Raw genomic sequence first — 16,132 nt, 5'->3', positions numbered from 1 at the left:
GCCGCCGGTGCCGGATGCGCAACCGGATCTGCCCTGGCTGGGCCGTCCCCACACCGTCTCCGCGCCGCGACGCCGCTCCCCGGCGGCCGTGATCGGCGTGTGCCTCGGGGCCGTGGCCGTGCTGGTGCTCGGGCTGGTCGCGATCGTGGTCCTGAACCGCGGCGAAACGCCGCTGGCCAACGCGAACTTCCGCGACAACCCGTCGTCGCAGGACGTCCCTTCGCAGCTGCCGCCCGGCGGCGCGGGTGCCCCGGCGTCGGCGTCGAGCCCGTCGGCCGAGCTGTCGACGCCCAGCCCGACCGGCCCGCAGAAGATCCTCAAGCTGGCCGACCACCCGATCCTGCAGGACCCGAACGCCGGTCTGCAGAACCGCGTCTGCAACCTCCCCGCCTGGCAGAGCACGCAGGACGGCGCGGAGGCGTTCTTCACCGCCGCCAGCAAGTGCCTCGACGCCGCGTGGGGCCCGTTCCTCGAGGCCTACCACCTGCCGTTCACGCCGCCGGCGCTGCACTTCCCGACCGGCGCGAGCTTCGAGACCGAGTGCGGCACCATCCAGGTCGGCATCGCGACCGCCGCGTACTACTGCGAAAACAACCTGTACGTCCCGTTCCGCGGGCTGCAGACCGACCAGTACGGCAACAACCCCGGCGTCTACCTGGCCCTGTTCGCCCACGAGTACGGCCACCACGTACAGGAGGTCGCCGGGCTGATGGACGCGGCCTGGCAGAAGATCTACGAGGCGGGCCAGAACAGCCCGGCCGGGCTGGAGATGTCGCGGCGCAAGGAGCTGCAGGCCCAGTGCTTCTCGGGCATGTTCCTCGGCGCGCACGTCGACCAGGGCGGCACGATCAGCCGGGACATGTACAACAAGGCCTGGAACGACCAGGAGACCCGCGGCGACAACACCTCCCGCAGTCACGACCACGGGACGAACGCGCACTACGCGTCGTGGTGGCGGGCGGGGGCGACGAGCAACCGGATCGCCGACTGCAACACCTTCGCGGCGCCGTCGTCCGAGGTCAGCTAGCCGGTTTGGGCCGCAGCGGGATGCTCAGCCAGAGGTAGACGAACATCCCGCCGGAGAAGCAGGCGAACACGAGCAGCGCGAGTCCCAGCGGGCGCCGCGCGTCCGACGCCCCGGCCGACGTGTCCGCGACCCGGACGGTGACCGTGCCCTGGTCCGGCAGCACCTCCGGCACGCCGACCTCGATGCGCTCGTTCTGGCCGTGCCCGCAGCCGTTGAGCGTGCCTTCGTGCGTCTTGCCGGCGACGGTGAACTTGACGGTCTCGACGGCGTCCGGCCGGTCGCACGGCGCGGGCTTGGTGACCTCGGCCTGCACCGGCGCGCCCACGTCGTCGTTGGAGATGCCCAGCAACCCGGGCCCGGCCAGCCAGGCCAGCAGCACGACGAGCACGCCCGCCGCGGCGGGGATCGCCACCGTGGGCCACTTCAGGGCGAGGGATCGCGGGGGCACTTCGCCATGGTTCCAGATCCGGCGGGCAAAACCCAGGCGCCCCGGTCCGGCGTCAGCGCTGCTCTATTTTGTCCGCCTGCGTCACCTTTTTGACGTAGAGGAGCTTGTCGCCGGGTTCGATCGCGTCGGCCTGCGGGGCGTCCACGCGGTACAGGACACCGTCGCGAACCAGGCCGAGCACCAGGTCGGACAGGTGCCGCGGCGAACCGCCCTCTTCGGACGGCTCGACCGGCCGCTCGGCGATCGCCAGCCCCGATTCGGGCGTGAGCAGGTCCTCCATGATGTCGACGACCAGCGGCGTCGACGTCGCCATGCCGAGCAGCCGCCCGGCCGTCTCGCTGGAGACGACGACCTGGTTGGCACCCGACTGCTTGAGCAGGTGGACGTTCTCCGCCTCCCGCACCGACGCCACGATGTGCGCCTTGGGCGCCAGCTCGCGGGCGGTGAGCGTGACGAGCACCGCCGTGTCGTCCCGGTTCGGGGCGACGACGACCGCGCGGGCGTGCTGCACCGCGGCGACGCGCAGGACGTCGGACCGGGTGGCCGAGCCGTGCACGGCGACCAGGCCGAGCGCACTCGCCGCGTCGAGGGCCTGCTGGTCGGTGTCGACGACGACGATCTGGCCCGGGGCGACGTTCTCGTCGCCGAGCAGCGCGTTGACGGCGGACCGGCCCTTGGTGCCGAACCCGACGACGACCGTGTGGTCGCGCACCTTCGTCCTCCACTTCTGGATCTTGAACGCCTGCCGGGAGCGCTCGGTGAGCACCTCCAGGGTGGTCCCGACCAGGACGATGAGGAAGAGCACCCGCAGCGGGGTGATCACCAGCACGTTCACCAGGCGGGCGGACGACGTGGCGGGCGCGATGTCGCCGTAGCCGGTCGTCGACAGCGAAACGGTGGCGTAGTACAGGCTGTCCAGCAGGGACAGGCCGTCGCCGTTGGCGTCGCGGTAGCCGTCGCGGTCGACGTACACGATGATCACCGTGGCCAGCAGCGCGAGCAGGGCACCGATGATCCGCTTCAAGATCGAGCGGAGCGGGCTGACCGTCAGCTCGGGCATCTTCAGGACGCCGACGAGCTCGTGGTCGGGCCGATCGGTGAGACTGCCCAGCGGCAACCGCTTCAGGGCCTTCATGCACCCGCTCCCAGAGGCGGGTGTCGAGCGTCACTCACGCCCGGAGGATAGCCGAACCGCCCCGCCCCCCGCCGCGCGAGCGGCCTCGCGATCGCGCGGGTTCCGGCCCGGGTCACGCCTCGGGGATGTCGCGGAGAAGCCTTCTCAGGCCCTCGGGGTCCAGCAGGTCCGCCGGCCGGATCGTGCGGTTCGCGCGGACGTAGTGGAACGCCGCGCGGACCCGGTCCACCGGGACGTTCTTCAGCGCCGCCCACGCCATCCGGTAGGCCGCCAGCTGCACCGCCAGTGCCGGCTGGCGCGACTCCGGTGGCACCGAGCCCGTCTTCCAGTCGACGACCGTCCAGCCGCCGTCCGGGTCGGCGAACACCGCGTCCATCCGGCCGCGCAGGGTGATGCCCTCGACGTCCGCCGTGAACGTCACCTCCACCGCGTGCGGTACCCGCGTGGCCCATTCGCTCTCCTCGAACCGCTCCTGCAGCTCTTCGAAGTCCGCGTCGGGGGCCTCGCCGAAGTCGGCCGCGCCCGGGAGGTCGTCGATCTCGATGAGCTGGTCGCCCGAGAACCGGCGCTCCAGCCAGCCGTGGAACTCCGTGCCGCGGCGGGCGAAGCTGTTGGGCTCCACCGGGAGCGGGCGGCGCAGGTCCGCCGCCAGCTTGCCCGCGTCGTCGGCCAGCGAGACCAGCTGGCTCACCGTCAGCCGCGACGGCAACGGGACCCGGTGGACGTGGTCGTCCTTGCGCGCCCACTCCTCGAGCAGGACGTCGGTGTCGGTCAGCCAGCCGTCCGGATCGTCCTCTTCGGGCTCTTCCTCGTCCAATGTGGACATCGCTTCGGACACCAGCTCCACGCCGGTCTGCACGCCGGTGCGGCGGTCGGCCAGCGGGTCGACGGGCCAGCGCCCCTTCCGCGAGTCCGAGACCAACGGGTTCTCGTCCTCTTTTTCCGGCTCCGGCGCCCACTCCGCGAGCTGCCCGGCGCCCGTCTCGCGCAGGACGTCGCCGATCTCCGTCAGGAACTCCGATGGGCCCTTGTACCGGCTGCTGCTCTCGTTCCACCAGTGCCCGGACACGATCAGCGCGTGCTCGGACCGCGTCAGCGCGACGTAGCAGAGCCGCCGTTCCTCCGCCTGCTCGCGCTCGACGAACCCCGCTTCGTGCAGCTCCAGTCCTTCTTGGACTTCTTTGCGGTCGTAGCCTTCGGCGATCCGCAGCTCCGGCAGGTCCTGCGAGTCACCGCGCAACGCGGCGGGCAGCGACGTCGCGGTCCGCAGCCACGACGACGACCGCCGCCGGCCCGGGAAGACGTCCTGCACCAGGTGCGGGACGGCGACGACCTCCCATTCCAGGCCCTTCGCCGAGTGCACGGTCAGCACCTGCACGCGGTCGGGCACGACCTCGACCTCGCCCGGGGTCAGCCCGTCTTCGGCGTGCGCGGCGGTGTTCAGGTAGTCCACAAAGGACAATAGGGTGGCCGTCGGCGCCGTTTCGGCGTAGTCGGTGACGACTTCGGCGAACGCGTCCAGGTGCGCCCGTCCGGCGGATCCCGGCCGCGCCAGCGATTCGACGTCGAGGAGCATCGTGCGTTCGACGTCGGCGACGAGCTCCGGCAGCGACTGGTCGAGCCGCCGGCGCAGCGCCGCGAGCTCCCAGCCGATCCGGCGAATGCGCTGGTAGCCCGCTTCCGAGTACCGCTCCGGCGAGCCCGGCTCGTCGATCGCGTCGATCAGCCCGGCCTGCTCGACGCGCTCCGCGACCAGCTCCGGCTCTTCCGTCGTCTTCTCCGGACTGGAAAGTTCGCCGGCCCGCCGCCACAACGCGGCGACGTCGGCGGCCGCGAGCCGCCAGCGCGCGCCCGTGAGCAGCCGGGCGGCCGCGCTGCCGGACAACGGGTCGGCGAGCACTTTCAGCGTCGACACGAGGTCCGCGACCTCGGGCTCGTCGAGCAGCCCGCCGAGCCCGACGACCTCGACCGGCAGCCCGCGCGCCCGCAGTTCGGCGGCGATGGGCGCCATGTCGGCGCGGCGCCGCACGAGCACCGCGGCCGTCGGCGGTTTCCCGGTCTCCTCCTGCCGGGCGTGCCAGCGGCGGGCCATCGCGTCGGCGACCCATTCGCGCTCGGCGCGGATGTCCGGCAGCAGCGCGGCCGCGATGTCCGCCGGGCCGGCGCCGTCCCGCGCCCGCAGCCGTTCGACGCCGAGGCCGCGCGCCCGCAGCGGTTCGGCGATCGCGTTGGCGAGTTCGAGGATCTCCGGCGGGTTGCGGAAGCTCGTCAGCAGGCCGAATTCGTGCGCGGGGACCAGCTTTTCGCCGTCGTGGCGGGGGAAGTCGGTGGTGAAGCGGGGCAAGTTGGCCGCGCTCGCGCCGCGCCAGCCGTAGATGGCCTGGGCGGGGTCGCCGACCGCGGTGACCGGCATCGGCTGGTTCTCGACGCCGCCGAACAGCGCCCGCAGCAGGACGCGCTGGGCGTGCCCGGTGTCCTGGTACTCGTCGAGCAGAACGGCGCCGAAGCGCTCGCGTTCCCCGCGCACGACCGAGGGGTAACCGATCGCGAGCTGGGCGGCCAGCGACATCTGGTCGGCGAAGTCGAGCGCGCCTTCGTTGCGCTTGCGGCGGTGGTACTCCTCGACGAGCGGCAGCAGCGCGAGCCGGAAGTGCTGCGCGGCCATGATTTCGGTGAGCTTCTGCGGCAGGGCGGCCCGCTGTCCCTTGGCACGTGGGGCGTTTTCGATGACGCGGCACATCCACGTCGTGTACTCGGCGAGCTGGTCGACCGAGATGAGGTGCTCGCCCAGTTCGCCGGCCAGCTGCAGGAGGTCGGCGGTGACGGTCGGGGGGACGCGGTCGGTGTCGAGTTCGTTGTCCCAGGTGGACACCACGCGGTGCGCGATCTGCCACGACGACGTTTCCGACAGCAGCCGGACGCCGGGCTGGACCGGGAGGCGAAGGCCGTGTTCGGAGAGCAGGCGGCCGGCGTAGGCGTGGTAGGTGAGGACGGTCGGCTCGCCGGCGACCACAGTGGACCGCAGGCCGCCGCTGGGGTCGAGCCGGTCGAGCAGCCCGGACCCGGCCAGCCGCCGCAGCCGCGCGCGGACGCGTTCCCCGAGCTGGCGCGCGGCTTTGCGGGTGAAGGTGAGCCCGAGGACGCGATCGGGGCTGACGATCCCGTTGGCCACGAGCCAGACCACGCGTGCGGCCATGGTTTCGGTCTTCCCGGCCCCGGCCCCGGCGACGACGAGCGAGGGTTCGACGGGCGCGGCGATGACGGTGGCTTGTTCGGGGGTGGGCCGGTGCAGCCCCAGTGCATCGGCGAGTTCGGCGGGCTCGACGGGGTTGGCGACGACGAGCGGGCTCACGCGCCCACCCCCGACGCGCCGCTTTCACGTGAAAGCTCCGCTTTGAGCGGCAAAGCTGGCCGGGTCGAGTTCCTCACGGGCCTGGCACCTGCCTGCCCTCCGGCCGCAGCGGGCAGCACCCGCGGGCCGGGCAGCGGTCGCAGTCCGGGTTCTCCTGGGCCTGGTAGTCCGGCCCCGCCGCCGAAGCCGCCGCGTCGCGGACCAGCTCCAGCCACTGCTTGCCGCCCACGTCGTCCAACGGCGGCTGGGACCGCTCGGTCGACCCGGTCTTGGTGTTCGCCTTGGCGACGTACACCAGCCGCGCGCCCCCGGGCTCGTTGCTGCCCTTGATCGCGCCCAGCAGCACCGCCAGCTGGTACGCCGCCAGCTGCGGGTGCGCCTCGGCGTCCGCGCCGGACACCGGCACCTTGCCGGTCTTGATGTCGACGATCACCGGCCGCCCGTCGGCGTCCAGCTCCACCCGGTCGACCCGCCCTCGCAGCAGCACGCGGACCTCGTCCTCGCCACCGGCCGGCAGCTCGACCTCGATGTCCTGCTCGACCCCCGCGGCCTTCAGCTCCGCCCGGCTGCGCTCCAGCCACGTCACGAAGTTCTGCAGCATCTGCTCGACCCGCCGCCGCTCCCGCCGGGAGAACCACGGCGCCCCGGCGTCGACGCGCACCCACGCCTCGTCCAGTGCCGCCTGCAGCTCGGCGTCCGTGCGCCCCGAGGCCACCGCCTGCGCCAGCCCGTGCACCAGCGTCCCGGTGACCGCGGCCAGCTGCGCCGGGTCGGACCCGCCGTGGCGCTCGATCATCCAGCGCAGCGGGCACTTCGTCAGGATTTCCACTGTGGACGGTGAGATCCGGACCAGGTCGCCGGGCCGGTGCACCGGCTCGTCGGTCGACGCCGGGAGCAGGCCGTACCAGGTGGACGGGTGCGCACCGGGCACCTTCGCGTCCGCCAGCCGCGCCAGCTGCTTGGCCGCGCGACGCCGGCGCACCGGGTCGGCCTTGTCGTCGCAGACGACCTCGCGCAGCTCCCCGACCAGCTCGGCCAGCACCAGCGACCGCCCCGGCGGTTTCATCCGCGAGTCGAGCCCGCCGTCGTCGGCGCCGTTCTCCTCGAGGTCGTCGAGGAACCGCGACGGCTGCTCGTCCTCCCCGGACACCGCCGTGACGAGCAGCGTCTGCTTCGCCCGGCTCATCGCCAGGTAGAACAGCCGCCGCTCTTCGGCCAGGATCGGCGCGGTCTGCGAGACGGCGTCGTCGTCCACACCGGACATCAGGTCCTTCAGCCGCTCCACGCCCAGCACGGATCCGCGCAGCCGAAGGTCCGGCCACGCTCCCTCCTGGACACCGGCGACGGCGACGACCGTCCACTCGCGCCCCGCGGCCGCGTGCGCGGTCAGCAGCGAGACCCCGTCCGACGGCACGGCCGCCGGCGCCAGGGTGTCGCCCGCGATCTGTTGTGCTCCCAGGTAATCCGCGAAGGACGCGACACTCGCGCGCGGCAGCCGGTCGACGTACCGGCCGGCCGCGTCGAACAGCGCCACGACGGCGTCGAGGTCGCGGTCGGCCTGTGCGCCCAGCGATCCCCCACGTTCGACCTGCTTGAGCAGCTTGTCCTGGAGCCCGCTTTCGGTCCACAGCTGCCACAGCACCTGCTCGACGCCGTCACCGCGCGCCACCGCCTGGTGCGTGACCCGCAGCAGGCCGCCAACGCGCCGCACCGGTTCGGCCTCCGCGTCGGCGAGCCCGGCGAGGACGTCCCCGCCGCGCAACGCTTCGACGAGCAGCTCGTCGCTCGACCGCTGCCCGCCGCCGGCCAGTTCGAGCCGACGCAGGCCGCGGCGCAACCGCCGCAGCGCCAACGGGTCCGCGCCGCCGAGCGCCGACGAGAGCAGCATCTCGGCGAGGTCGACGTCGAGGAGATCGGGCGAGGGCGCGAGCTTGAGCACGGCCAGCAGCGGCCGCACCGCGGGCTGGCGCGCCAGCGGCAGCTCCTCGGTCGCCGAGCCGATCGGGACCCCGGCGGCGCGCAAAGCCCGTTGCAGCACCAGGAAGGTTCGCGCCGGCGACCGGACGAGCACCGCGATCTCCGACCACGGCACGCCGTCGACGAGGTGGGCACGGCGGAGCTGGTCGGCGATCCAGCCGGCTTCGGCGGCCGGTGTCGGCATCACGCGGACCCGCACGTTTCCACCGGTCGCACCCTGGGGCGGGACGATCTTCCGGTGCGGCGACGCGCCCGGCAGCGTCGCGCCGATCTTGGCCACGGCCAGGCGGACGGCCGGGGCGAGCCGGTGCGACGTCGTGAGCGTGACGGTCCGGCTGCCGTCCGGGTCGGCGTCGGCGAACAGGCTCGCGTCGGCGCCGCGGAAGGAGAACACGTTCTGGTCGGGGTCGCCGGCGACGACGAACTCGGCCGCGGTGTGCCCGATCACCCGGACCAGGCTGGTCTGCAGCGGATCGAGGTGGTGGGCGTCGTCGACGAACAGGTGCCGCACGCGGGTGCGCTCGCGCATCCGCAGCTCGTCGTCGTCCTCGAGGGCGAGCAGCGCGGAGGTGACCAGTTCGGCGGCGTCCAGGGCGGGCGCGCTCGCCACGCCGAGGGCGTTGCCACCCGCGCCCTGCAGCTGCGTGACCTCTTCGTACTGCGCCCAGAACCGCCCGGCGGCGACCCACTCCTCGCGGCCGCGGCGGCGGCCCAGCTCGGCGAGGTCCTCCGGGCCCAGCCCGCGTTCGGCGGCGCGCATCAGCAGGTCACGCAGCTCTTCGGCGAACCCGGGCACCATCAGCGCCGGCCGCAGCTGCTCGGGCCAGTACCCGGCCCCCTCGTCGAGGTCGCCGGCCAGCAGTTCGCGGACGACGACGTCCTGCTCGGCGCCGGCGAGCAACCGCGGCGGCGGGAGCTCCTCCGCCATCGCTTCCAGCCGCAGCAGCGAATACGCGTACGAGTGGACCGTGCGGACGAGGGGCTCGCGGACGGTCCGGGGCAGCGGCCGCGCCTGCTCGGGGTCGGAGGTGAGCCGGCGGGTGATGTCGGCGCGCAGCGCGTCCGCCGCCTTGCGGGACGTGGTGAGCACCAGCACGCTCTCCGGGTCGGCCCCCTCGGCGATGCGGCGGGTGGCGGCCGACGCGAGCAGCGACGTCTTGCCGGTGCCGGGACCGCCGAGCACGCGCCGGAACCCACCGGGCGCGGAGAGCACGCGCCGGGCGCCGTCGTCCCAGGTGAACGTGGGTGCGCCGGTGATCGGCGGGCGCACCAGCCGCGCGTCCGCCCGCCCCGTTCGCCTCGCGTTCACCCAGCGATGGAACCACGCCCGCTCACCCGGGTGGCGCACCGGCACGCCTTAACACGGGCACGTTCGGCGAAGGTGCCGCAACGTGCGCCGGGCGGCCACGAAAAGTGTCGTACCCATCCGGCAGAGTGTCGGCATGGACGACGTTCTGCACGAGCGCGTGCGGGAGATCATCGAGTCGGTGCCGGCCGGCACGGTGGCCACGTACGGCGACATCGCGGCGCTCGCCGGCGCGCCCTCGCCGCGGATGGTCGGCGCCATCCTGGCCGAGGACGGGCACGACCTCCCGTGGCACCGGATCCTGCGCGCGAACGGGACCCCGGCGCCGCACCTGGTGCACGACCAGCTCGAACGGCTGCGCGCGGAGGGCGTGCTGGCCGACGGCCAGCGCGTCGACCTGCGGAAGTACCGCTGGAAGCCCGACGGTGACGAAGATCCCGGCGAGGAGGGACTGTTCTGACTCCTGATTATTAGGTTAGCCTCGCCTAATGACGACACAGGTGGAGCGGCCGGCTTTGACGTACCACCGGGCGCGGGTGACCGCGGTCCGGCCGATCACGCCGCGGATGGTGCGTGTGACGTTCGAAGCGGCGAGCTTCCGCGAAGTGCCGCCCGGGGCGCCGGACCAGTACGTCAAGGTCTTCTTCCCGCAGCCCGGGCAGGAGGAGCCGCGATTGCCGGAGACCGGCTCCGACGTCATGTCCTGGTACCGCACGTACCTGGCGATGCCGGACGACGTCCGGCCACCGATGCGCACGTACACGGTCCGGGCGCACCGGCCCGCGGCGGCGGAGATCGACGTCGACTTCGCGCTGCACGGCGACACGGGACCGGCCTCGGCGTGGGCGTCGCGCGCGGCGGCGGGCGACCGCGTGGCGTTCCTCGGCCCGCACGGCCTGTACGACGTGCCCGGCGGCACGGACTGGCAGCTGCTGGTCGGCGACGAAACGGCGTTGCCGGCGATCGGCGCGATCATCGAGCGGCTCCCGGCCGGCACGCGCGCTTCGGCGTACATCGAGGTTTCGGAACGCGAAGAGCGCCAGACGTTCGAGACGCGCGGAGCGGTCGAAGTCCACTGGCTGCTTCGCGGGGCGCGCCCGCTGGGCGAGGCGCTGCTCGACGCGGTGCGCGCGGCGAGCTTCCCCGGCGGAGCGCCGTACGCGTGGGTGTCGGGCGAAGCGGGCGTCGTGAAGCTGGTGCGTCGCCACCTGGTGCGTGAGCGGGAAGTCGACAAGCGGCGGATCTGCTTCACCGGCTACTGGCGGCTGGGGATGAGCGAGGAAGCGGCGAGCCGGGAAGCGGTCCGCGCGGCGGAAGCGGGTGAGGCACCGGCCGACGAGGACTAACCGCCGAGGCTGGTGACCAGCAGCTTCACCAACGCCCCCAGCCGTTGCCGCTCCGGCTGCACCGTCTCCACGCCCACCTCTTCCAGCGGCGCCGCCGTCACCGGGCCGACGCACGCGACCAGCAGCGGGCCGCGCAGCGCGGCGAGCAGTTCGTCGTACCGGCCGTACTCCCGGGCCAACGTCAGGAGGTTCGCCGCTGCCGGAGCGCTCGTGAAGGCCAGCGCTCCCAGCTCACCGGCCACCGCCGCGTCGATCAGGCCGTGCACCGGTGTCACGTCCGGCGGCGAGAACCACCGGTACGGCTGCACTTCCACCAGCGAAGCCCCGGCCGCGACGAGCTGCGAGGTGTGCTCCGGCAGCGGCGTCCCGTGCAGCTGGACCGCGATCCGCGCCCCCGAGACACCCGCGGAGACCAGCGAACCGAAGAGTTCCGCATTGGACTCCGACTCCGCCGAAAAGGACTCACGCAGTCCGAAGCCGCGGACCGCGCCGACCGCCTTCGGCCCGCGCGCGTAGATCCGGGAGGCCCGCAGCCGGTCCAGCAGAGCGTCGTCGAGGCCCCAGCCCGCGGCCGCGTCGAGCCAGCCGCGGAAGCCCGCCCCCGTCGTCACCACCGTGCAGTCGATCGGCGCCGCGACCAGCGTCGACGTGGCCGCGCGCAGCTCGGGGTCGCGGTCCAGCGGCACGATCGTGATCGTCGGGGCGTGGCGGACGTCGGCGCCGTGGCGTTCGAGGGCCGCGATGAAGTCCTCCGCGCGGCGTTCGGCCGTCACCCCGATCGCGATCCCGCTCAGCTCACCCATAGAACGCGCCCATCTCCTCGATCGCTTCCGCCAGCTCCGCACGCAGGTCCGCCGGTGCGAGGACCTCCAGGTGCGGCCCGAACCGCAGCAGCTCGCCGATCGCCGGCTCGCCCGGCTCCACCGGCAGCTCCACGGTGAGCCAGCCGTCCGCGTCGGGTTCCCCGGTCGCCGACCGCAGCGCGCGGGCGCCGACCGAACCCGCGTAGAACGGTACGAGAGCCTGCGCCCGCGGCGACAGCCGCACCACCGCCACCCGCGGGAACATCCGGCGTTCGAACTGCTCGGACCACTCCTGCCAGTACCGCGCGAGGTCGAATCCCGCCGGCCGCTCGAACTCCTCGCCCAGGTCGGTCAGCTCCAGCACGCGCGAGATGCGGTAGGTCCGGTCGGTGCCCTCGCAGCGCCCGGCGAGGTACCAGTTGCCCGCTTTGAGGATCAGCCCCAGTGGCTCGACGTCCCGCTCGACCACGCGCTGCCCCCAGCGTTCGTAGCGGATCCGGATCCGGTGCGACGACCAGACGGCGTCGGCGATCGCCGACAGCGCCGGCAGGCTTTCGATGCCCCGGTGCCAGCCGGGGACGTCCAGGTAGAACCGTTCCGCGACGCGGCCGGCGCGGTCGCGCAGCTCCTGCGGCAACGCGGCGTACAGCTTGAGCTGGGCCGCGGCCAGGACCGTGCCGAGCCCCAGCTCGGCCGCCGCGACGGGCAGGCCCGCCAGGGAGAGCGACTGCGCCTCCTCCTCGGTCATCCCGGTGAGCCGGGTGCGGTAGCCGTCGACCAGGCGGTACCCGCCGGTCCGGCCGCGGTCGACGTACACCGGGACGCCGGACGCCGACAGCGCGTCGATGTCCCGGTAGACCGTACGCACCGAGACCTCCAGCTCCTCGGCCAGCTCTTCGGCCGTCATCCGGCCGCGGTTCTGCAGCAGCAGGAGGACGGAGAGGAGCCGGCTGGCGCGCATGGATCCAGTTTGACAGAAAAACCTGACACAAGCTGACAGGTATGCCCAGCAGAGTGGTCCCCATGAACGGATTCACGACGAAGAAGTGGGAAGAGAAGATCGTCAGCGGCGTCGAGGGCGGCCCGCGGGTGGCCTACGCGCACGCCACGTTCACCTACGTTGGCGTCATCGAGGGTGAGTCGATCTGCGACCTTCTGCTGTACTACGCGGGCGAGGGCTACGACAGCGGGCAGACGACGTCGCCGAGCTTCGAGCGCATCGAAGGCAAGGTCGACGGTCGCGAAGGGACGTTCATCGTGCGCCACGAGTACACGTTCGACGCCAAGGGCATCGCCTCGACGTTCACCGTCGTCCCCGGTTCGGGCACCGGCGGGCTGGCCGGGCTGACCGGCAGCGGGACCGCCGGCGGCGCGCTGGGCGAGGACAAGGTGGGCTACACGTTCGAGTACGCGTTCTAGGAGTCGCAAGTGGACCGTCGTCAGGTACTCGCATACCGCATCGCCGAGCACGGGCTGCACCGCACCGCCCGGGACGTGTCCGAGCTCGCGGTCGTCCGGGCCGGGCTGCAGGACAGCATGCGCGACACCGCGCTGCTCGCCCTCGCCGCCCGGCTCGACGGCGACGTGTCCCTTGTGGACGACGACCGGCTCGTCCTCGCGTGGACGCTGCGCGGCGCGCCGCACTACCACCTCCGCACGGACCTGCCGGAGGTGATCCGGGCGCTCGTCCCGCTGGACGACGCGGACGCGCTGGCCCGGATGCTGTGGCAGCGCAAGGAACTGGCGGCGACCGGGCTGGCGGCGTCCGAAGTGGTCTTCACGGCGGCGGCCGCGATCCGCGCGGTGGTCAAGGAACCGATGACGAAGGGCGCGGTGTCGGCCGCGGTGACGAAGAAGCTGCCGGCGGCGTTCGCCCGCTGGTGCCGCGGCTGCAACGCGACGCACATCCACGAGCAGCTGATGCGCGTCGCGACGCCCCACGCCGGGGTCCGGCTGGTGGCCGGCGCGTCCCCGGCGACGCTGGCACCGCTCGAAGGGCGCGGCCGGATGCGCAAGACACCCGACGTCGCGGCGGCGACGGCGGTGGTCGAGTCGTACCTGCGCCTCAACGGCCCCGCGTCGCCCGGCGAGGCCGCCGAATTCGCGGGGACGGCCCGCGCGGTGGTCGACAGGACCTGGCCGTCCGGGCTGGCGTCGGTGCGGGTCGACGGCAAGACCCGCTACCTGCCGCAGGATCGCCTGGCGGCGCTGGAGAACCCGCCGGAGCCGGAAGTGGTGCGGCTGCTGCCGCCGCTGGACCCGTTCATCCAGGCCCGCGACAAGGCGTTGCTGGTCCCGGACCCGGCGCGCCGCAAGGAGGTCTGGAAGATGCTGGGCAACCCGGGAGTGCTCGTCGCGGACGGCGACATCGCGGGCACGTGGCGCACGAAGGGCAGCGGCGCGAAGCTGACGTTCACGGTGACGGTGTTCGACCCGCTCCGCCCGGCGGTCCGCGCGGAAGCGGAAGCCGAGGCGGAGCGGGTGGCCGCGGCGCGCGGGTTCGGGAAGCACGCCGTCACCTGGGTGGGCTGACGGACACCGCTCACCGGCTGCCGGCGTCGATGTCGCCGTACGCGGTGGTCGCGTGGATGGTCAGGTCCGCCGCGCCCTCGGCGTTCTTGAGGGAGTTGCGGATCCGGCCGTAGGTGGTGCCGGCGTCGAGGGACGCGGAGACGCCGTCGGCCGCGCCGACCGTGATGTCCCCGGCCTGGGTGCTCAGCACGAGGTTGCCGCGCACGGCCTCGCCGATCCGGATGTCGCCCTTGCCGGTGCTGATCTCCGCCGGGCCGGTGAGGCGCCCGACGGAGACGTCGCCGGCGTGTGCGGTGAGGTGGAGGCTCGCGACCTCGTCGAAGACGGCCTCGCCGTGGGCGCCTTCGACGGTGACGTCCCCCAGCCGGCCGACGCCCCGCAGCCCGACGCTGGCGGCCTTGGCCCGGACGTCCGAGCCGGCGGGCAGGTGCACGGTCACGTCGAGCGCGCCGGACGGACCGAAGTACTGGTTCTTCGAGGCGCCTTCGATCCGCAGGACACCGTCCTGGAACGCGATCTCCACCTGCTCGGCGGCTTTCACGTCCCGGCCCTTGGCGGGATCGGCGGGCAGGACCTCGACGGTGGTTTCGGGACGGTCGGCGGCGACGAGCCGGACGCGTCCGGCGGGGATGTCGAGGACCGTGGTGATCGGGGCGGTGGTGGCGAAGTTCTGCATCGTGTTCTCCTGGTGGCTCGTTCTCGGTGCTGAAGCCACCATCGCGGGCCCGGCTGACACCGGGCGGCCACCGCACTGACACGGCTCGCCGCGGTCAGAACACCACGCGCGCCGCTCGCAGGGCCTCGGCCGCCGCCGGGTCGCCCGTCACTTCCGGATCCGGGCTGCCGGGGCGCCCGGAGAGGTGCCACAGGTGGTCCAGCGTTCCGGCCCGGGCCCACGCCACCGGCTCACCGTCGCCCAGCTGCCACGAGCCACCGGCCGGGCCGGAGAGGTCCAGGACCAGCGCCGGGCCCGGCCACCGCATGGCCAGATCGCGTACCACCTGCGCGACGACCAGCCCGTCGTCGGCCCCGACCGCGAACTCCCGGCCCGTGGCGCGGGCTATCTCCAGCCGGTGCAGCCAGGTGTCGCGGTTGGACAGCACGTCCAGCACGTACGCCAGCTCCGGCTCGACCAGCGATTCGCCGGGGAAGGTCCGCTCGGTGCGCTGCCGCCGGACGAAGGACGGGGCGCGCCGCCGCATGCGGACCGCCCGCGGTCCGACCTGCGCGAGCCGCGCGCGGAGCTCACCGCCGGACAGCGAGCCGAAGGTCGCCACCTGCAGTGCGTTGTGCGCGTCCAGCGCCGACAGCGACGGGAACCGCTTCCGTGCGGCGCGGACGCGGCCGGCGATCGTCCACGGCCGTGCGGTCTCCGCGTGCTGGCCGACGAGGTGGGCGACCACCTCGTGCACGGTCCAGCCGCCGGCCGTCGGCTGCCGCCAGTCCGCCGCGCCGAGCGACCCGAGCAGGGCGTCCAAGGCGGCGAGTTCGGCGAAGCCGACGCGGGCGACCTCTTCGCGGCCGGGGCGCGCGATCGTCAGGGCGTGGGTGGTTCGGATCCGGGGCATGGCTGCTCCCCTCCGGGGGTGAAGTGCCGGACGAACATGGCGAAGGCCTGCGGCAGCAGCGAAGTGAACCGCCCGCCTTCGTAACCCGCACCGGGCTCGTTCGCGAGCTGCTGCGAGAGAGTGCCGGTGACGACGATGGACAGCAGGGCGACACCGGCGTCGGAGCCGGCCTCCGGCCGCAGCTCTCCTGCCGACACCGCATGGTGAAGAGCCGCACGCACGAGCTCGACCAGTTCGACGCTCGGCCGGAACGCCTCGGCCGACGGCGTGAACTCCGGCACCGGCCGCCAGGCGACGAGCTGGGCGTGCACGGGGTGGGCCATCGCGACCCGGCCGAGCGCCTCGACCGCCGCGGCGAGGGCAGGCAGCCCGGGCGCCCTCCCCCGCAACGCCCGGGCCACCGCCTCTCGTTGCTGCTCCGCCCCCTCCCGGAACAGCTCGTCGTAGACCGCGTTCAGCGACGCGAAGTGCTTGTACAGCGAGGGTTGCCGGATCCCGACCCGGCGGGCGACCTCGGACAGGCTGAGCCCCGCCACCCCGCGTTCGGCCATCACCTCGATCGCCGTGTCGAGGATTTCGCGCCGGGTGTCCGCGCGGCGGCGCCGTTGCGGTCCTCGCGTCTCGTTCACAACCGGCTC

General features: G+C 73.3%; 14 protein-coding genes. 5 read left to right on the top strand and 9 right to left on the bottom strand.

Features of this window, described 5'->3' with window-relative positions; translation table 11 throughout:
* Positions 1 to 7: 7 nt before the first annotated feature.
* Complete coding sequence (locus AB0J40_RS38235; RefSeq protein ID WP_364463583.1) at positions 8 to 1,027, top strand: neutral zinc metallopeptidase; 1,020 nt, start codon at positions 8 to 10, stop codon at positions 1,025 to 1,027.
* On the opposite strand, the gene AB0J40_RS38230 is transcribed toward AB0J40_RS38235, so the two are convergent.
* The 4 genes from AB0J40_RS38230 to AB0J40_RS38215 form a co-directional block, all read right to left on the bottom strand.
* Positions 1,020 to 1,439 (bottom strand): hypothetical protein, encoded by a 420-nt coding sequence (locus tag AB0J40_RS38230; RefSeq protein ID WP_364463830.1) that lies wholly within the window; start codon positions 1,437 to 1,439, stop codon positions 1,020 to 1,022. The genes AB0J40_RS38235 and AB0J40_RS38230 overlap by 8 nt on opposite strands.
* An 88-nt stretch (positions 1,440 to 1,527) precedes the next feature.
* On the bottom strand, positions 1,528 to 2,610 hold the full coding sequence (locus tag AB0J40_RS38225; protein ID WP_364463580.1) for a potassium channel family protein: 1,083 nt from the start codon (positions 2,608 to 2,610) through the stop codon (positions 1,528 to 1,530).
* 112 nt (positions 2,611 to 2,722) lie between these two features.
* Positions 2,723 to 5,962 carry an ATP-dependent DNA helicase gene (locus AB0J40_RS38220; RefSeq protein ID WP_364463577.1) on the bottom strand — a complete coding sequence of 1,080 codons (3,240 nt, stop codon included), beginning with the start codon at positions 5,960 to 5,962 and terminating at the stop codon, positions 2,723 to 2,725.
* 73 nt (positions 5,963 to 6,035) lie between these two features.
* Complete coding sequence (locus tag AB0J40_RS38215) at positions 6,036 to 9,209, bottom strand: ATP-dependent DNA helicase (protein ID WP_364463827.1); 3,174 nt, start codon at positions 9,207 to 9,209, stop codon at positions 6,036 to 6,038.
* 172 nt (positions 9,210 to 9,381) lie between these two features.
* Here AB0J40_RS38215 and AB0J40_RS38210 point away from each other — a divergent pair, with 172 nt between their 5' ends.
* Both AB0J40_RS38210 and AB0J40_RS38205 read left to right on the top strand, forming a co-directional pair.
* Positions 9,382 to 9,705 (top strand): MGMT family protein, encoded by a 324-nt coding sequence (locus AB0J40_RS38210; RefSeq protein WP_257923117.1) that lies wholly within the window; start codon positions 9,382 to 9,384, stop codon positions 9,703 to 9,705.
* A gap of 28 nt (positions 9,706 to 9,733) precedes the next feature.
* Complete coding sequence (locus AB0J40_RS38205; protein ID WP_364463574.1) at positions 9,734 to 10,591, top strand: siderophore-interacting protein; 858 nt, start codon at positions 9,734 to 9,736, stop codon at positions 10,589 to 10,591.
* Here the strand turns inward: AB0J40_RS38205 and AB0J40_RS38200 are convergent.
* Positions 10,588 to 11,394: a uroporphyrinogen-III synthase gene (locus AB0J40_RS38200; RefSeq protein WP_364463572.1), complete on the bottom strand. Its 807-nt coding sequence runs from the start codon at positions 11,392 to 11,394 to the stop codon at positions 10,588 to 10,590. The genes AB0J40_RS38205 and AB0J40_RS38200 overlap by 4 nt on opposite strands.
* Positions 11,387 to 12,355: a YafY family protein gene (locus tag AB0J40_RS38195; RefSeq protein ID WP_364463569.1), complete on the bottom strand. Its 969-nt coding sequence runs from the start codon at positions 12,353 to 12,355 to the stop codon at positions 11,387 to 11,389. Before AB0J40_RS38195 ends, AB0J40_RS38200 begins: the two co-directional genes overlap by 8 nt.
* A 62-nt stretch (positions 12,356 to 12,417) precedes the next feature.
* Here AB0J40_RS38195 and AB0J40_RS38190 point away from each other — a divergent pair, with 62 nt between their 5' ends.
* Positions 12,418 to 12,813, top strand: a complete 396-nt coding sequence (locus AB0J40_RS38190) for a DUF3224 domain-containing protein (protein WP_364463567.1) — start codon at positions 12,418 to 12,420, stop codon at positions 12,811 to 12,813.
* 9 nt (positions 12,814 to 12,822) lie between these two features.
* Entirely contained in the window at positions 12,823 to 13,926 is a 1,104-nt protein-coding gene (locus tag AB0J40_RS38185) for a crosslink repair DNA glycosylase YcaQ family protein (protein WP_364463564.1), read from the top strand.
* A 10-nt stretch (positions 13,927 to 13,936) separates the two neighbouring features.
* Here the strand turns inward: AB0J40_RS38185 and AB0J40_RS38180 are convergent, their stop codons facing one another.
* The 3 genes from AB0J40_RS38180 to AB0J40_RS38170 all read right to left on the bottom strand — a co-directional run bounded on the left by AB0J40_RS38180 (position 13,937) and on the right by AB0J40_RS38170 (position 16,123).
* Entirely contained in the window at positions 13,937 to 14,602 is a 666-nt protein-coding gene (locus AB0J40_RS38180; RefSeq protein ID WP_364463562.1) for a DUF4097 family beta strand repeat-containing protein, read from the bottom strand.
* A 94-nt stretch (positions 14,603 to 14,696) separates the two neighbouring features.
* Positions 14,697 to 15,494, bottom strand: coding sequence for a maleylpyruvate isomerase family mycothiol-dependent enzyme (locus AB0J40_RS38175; RefSeq protein ID WP_364463560.1), 798 nt, complete (start codon positions 15,492 to 15,494; stop codon positions 14,697 to 14,699).
* Entirely contained in the window at positions 15,464 to 16,123 is a 660-nt protein-coding gene (locus AB0J40_RS38170) for a TetR/AcrR family transcriptional regulator (protein ID WP_364463558.1), read from the bottom strand. The genes AB0J40_RS38175 and AB0J40_RS38170 overlap by 31 nt, the downstream gene beginning before the upstream one ends.
* Positions 16,124 to 16,132 lie beyond the last annotated feature (9 nt).

The sequence above is a fragment of the Amycolatopsis sp. NPDC049691 genome, assembly GCF_040675005.1.
In the GTDB taxonomy this organism is placed as follows: domain Bacteria; phylum Actinomycetota; class Actinomycetes; order Mycobacteriales; family Pseudonocardiaceae; genus Amycolatopsis.
This window is presented reverse-complemented; position numbering and strand designations above follow the sequence as displayed.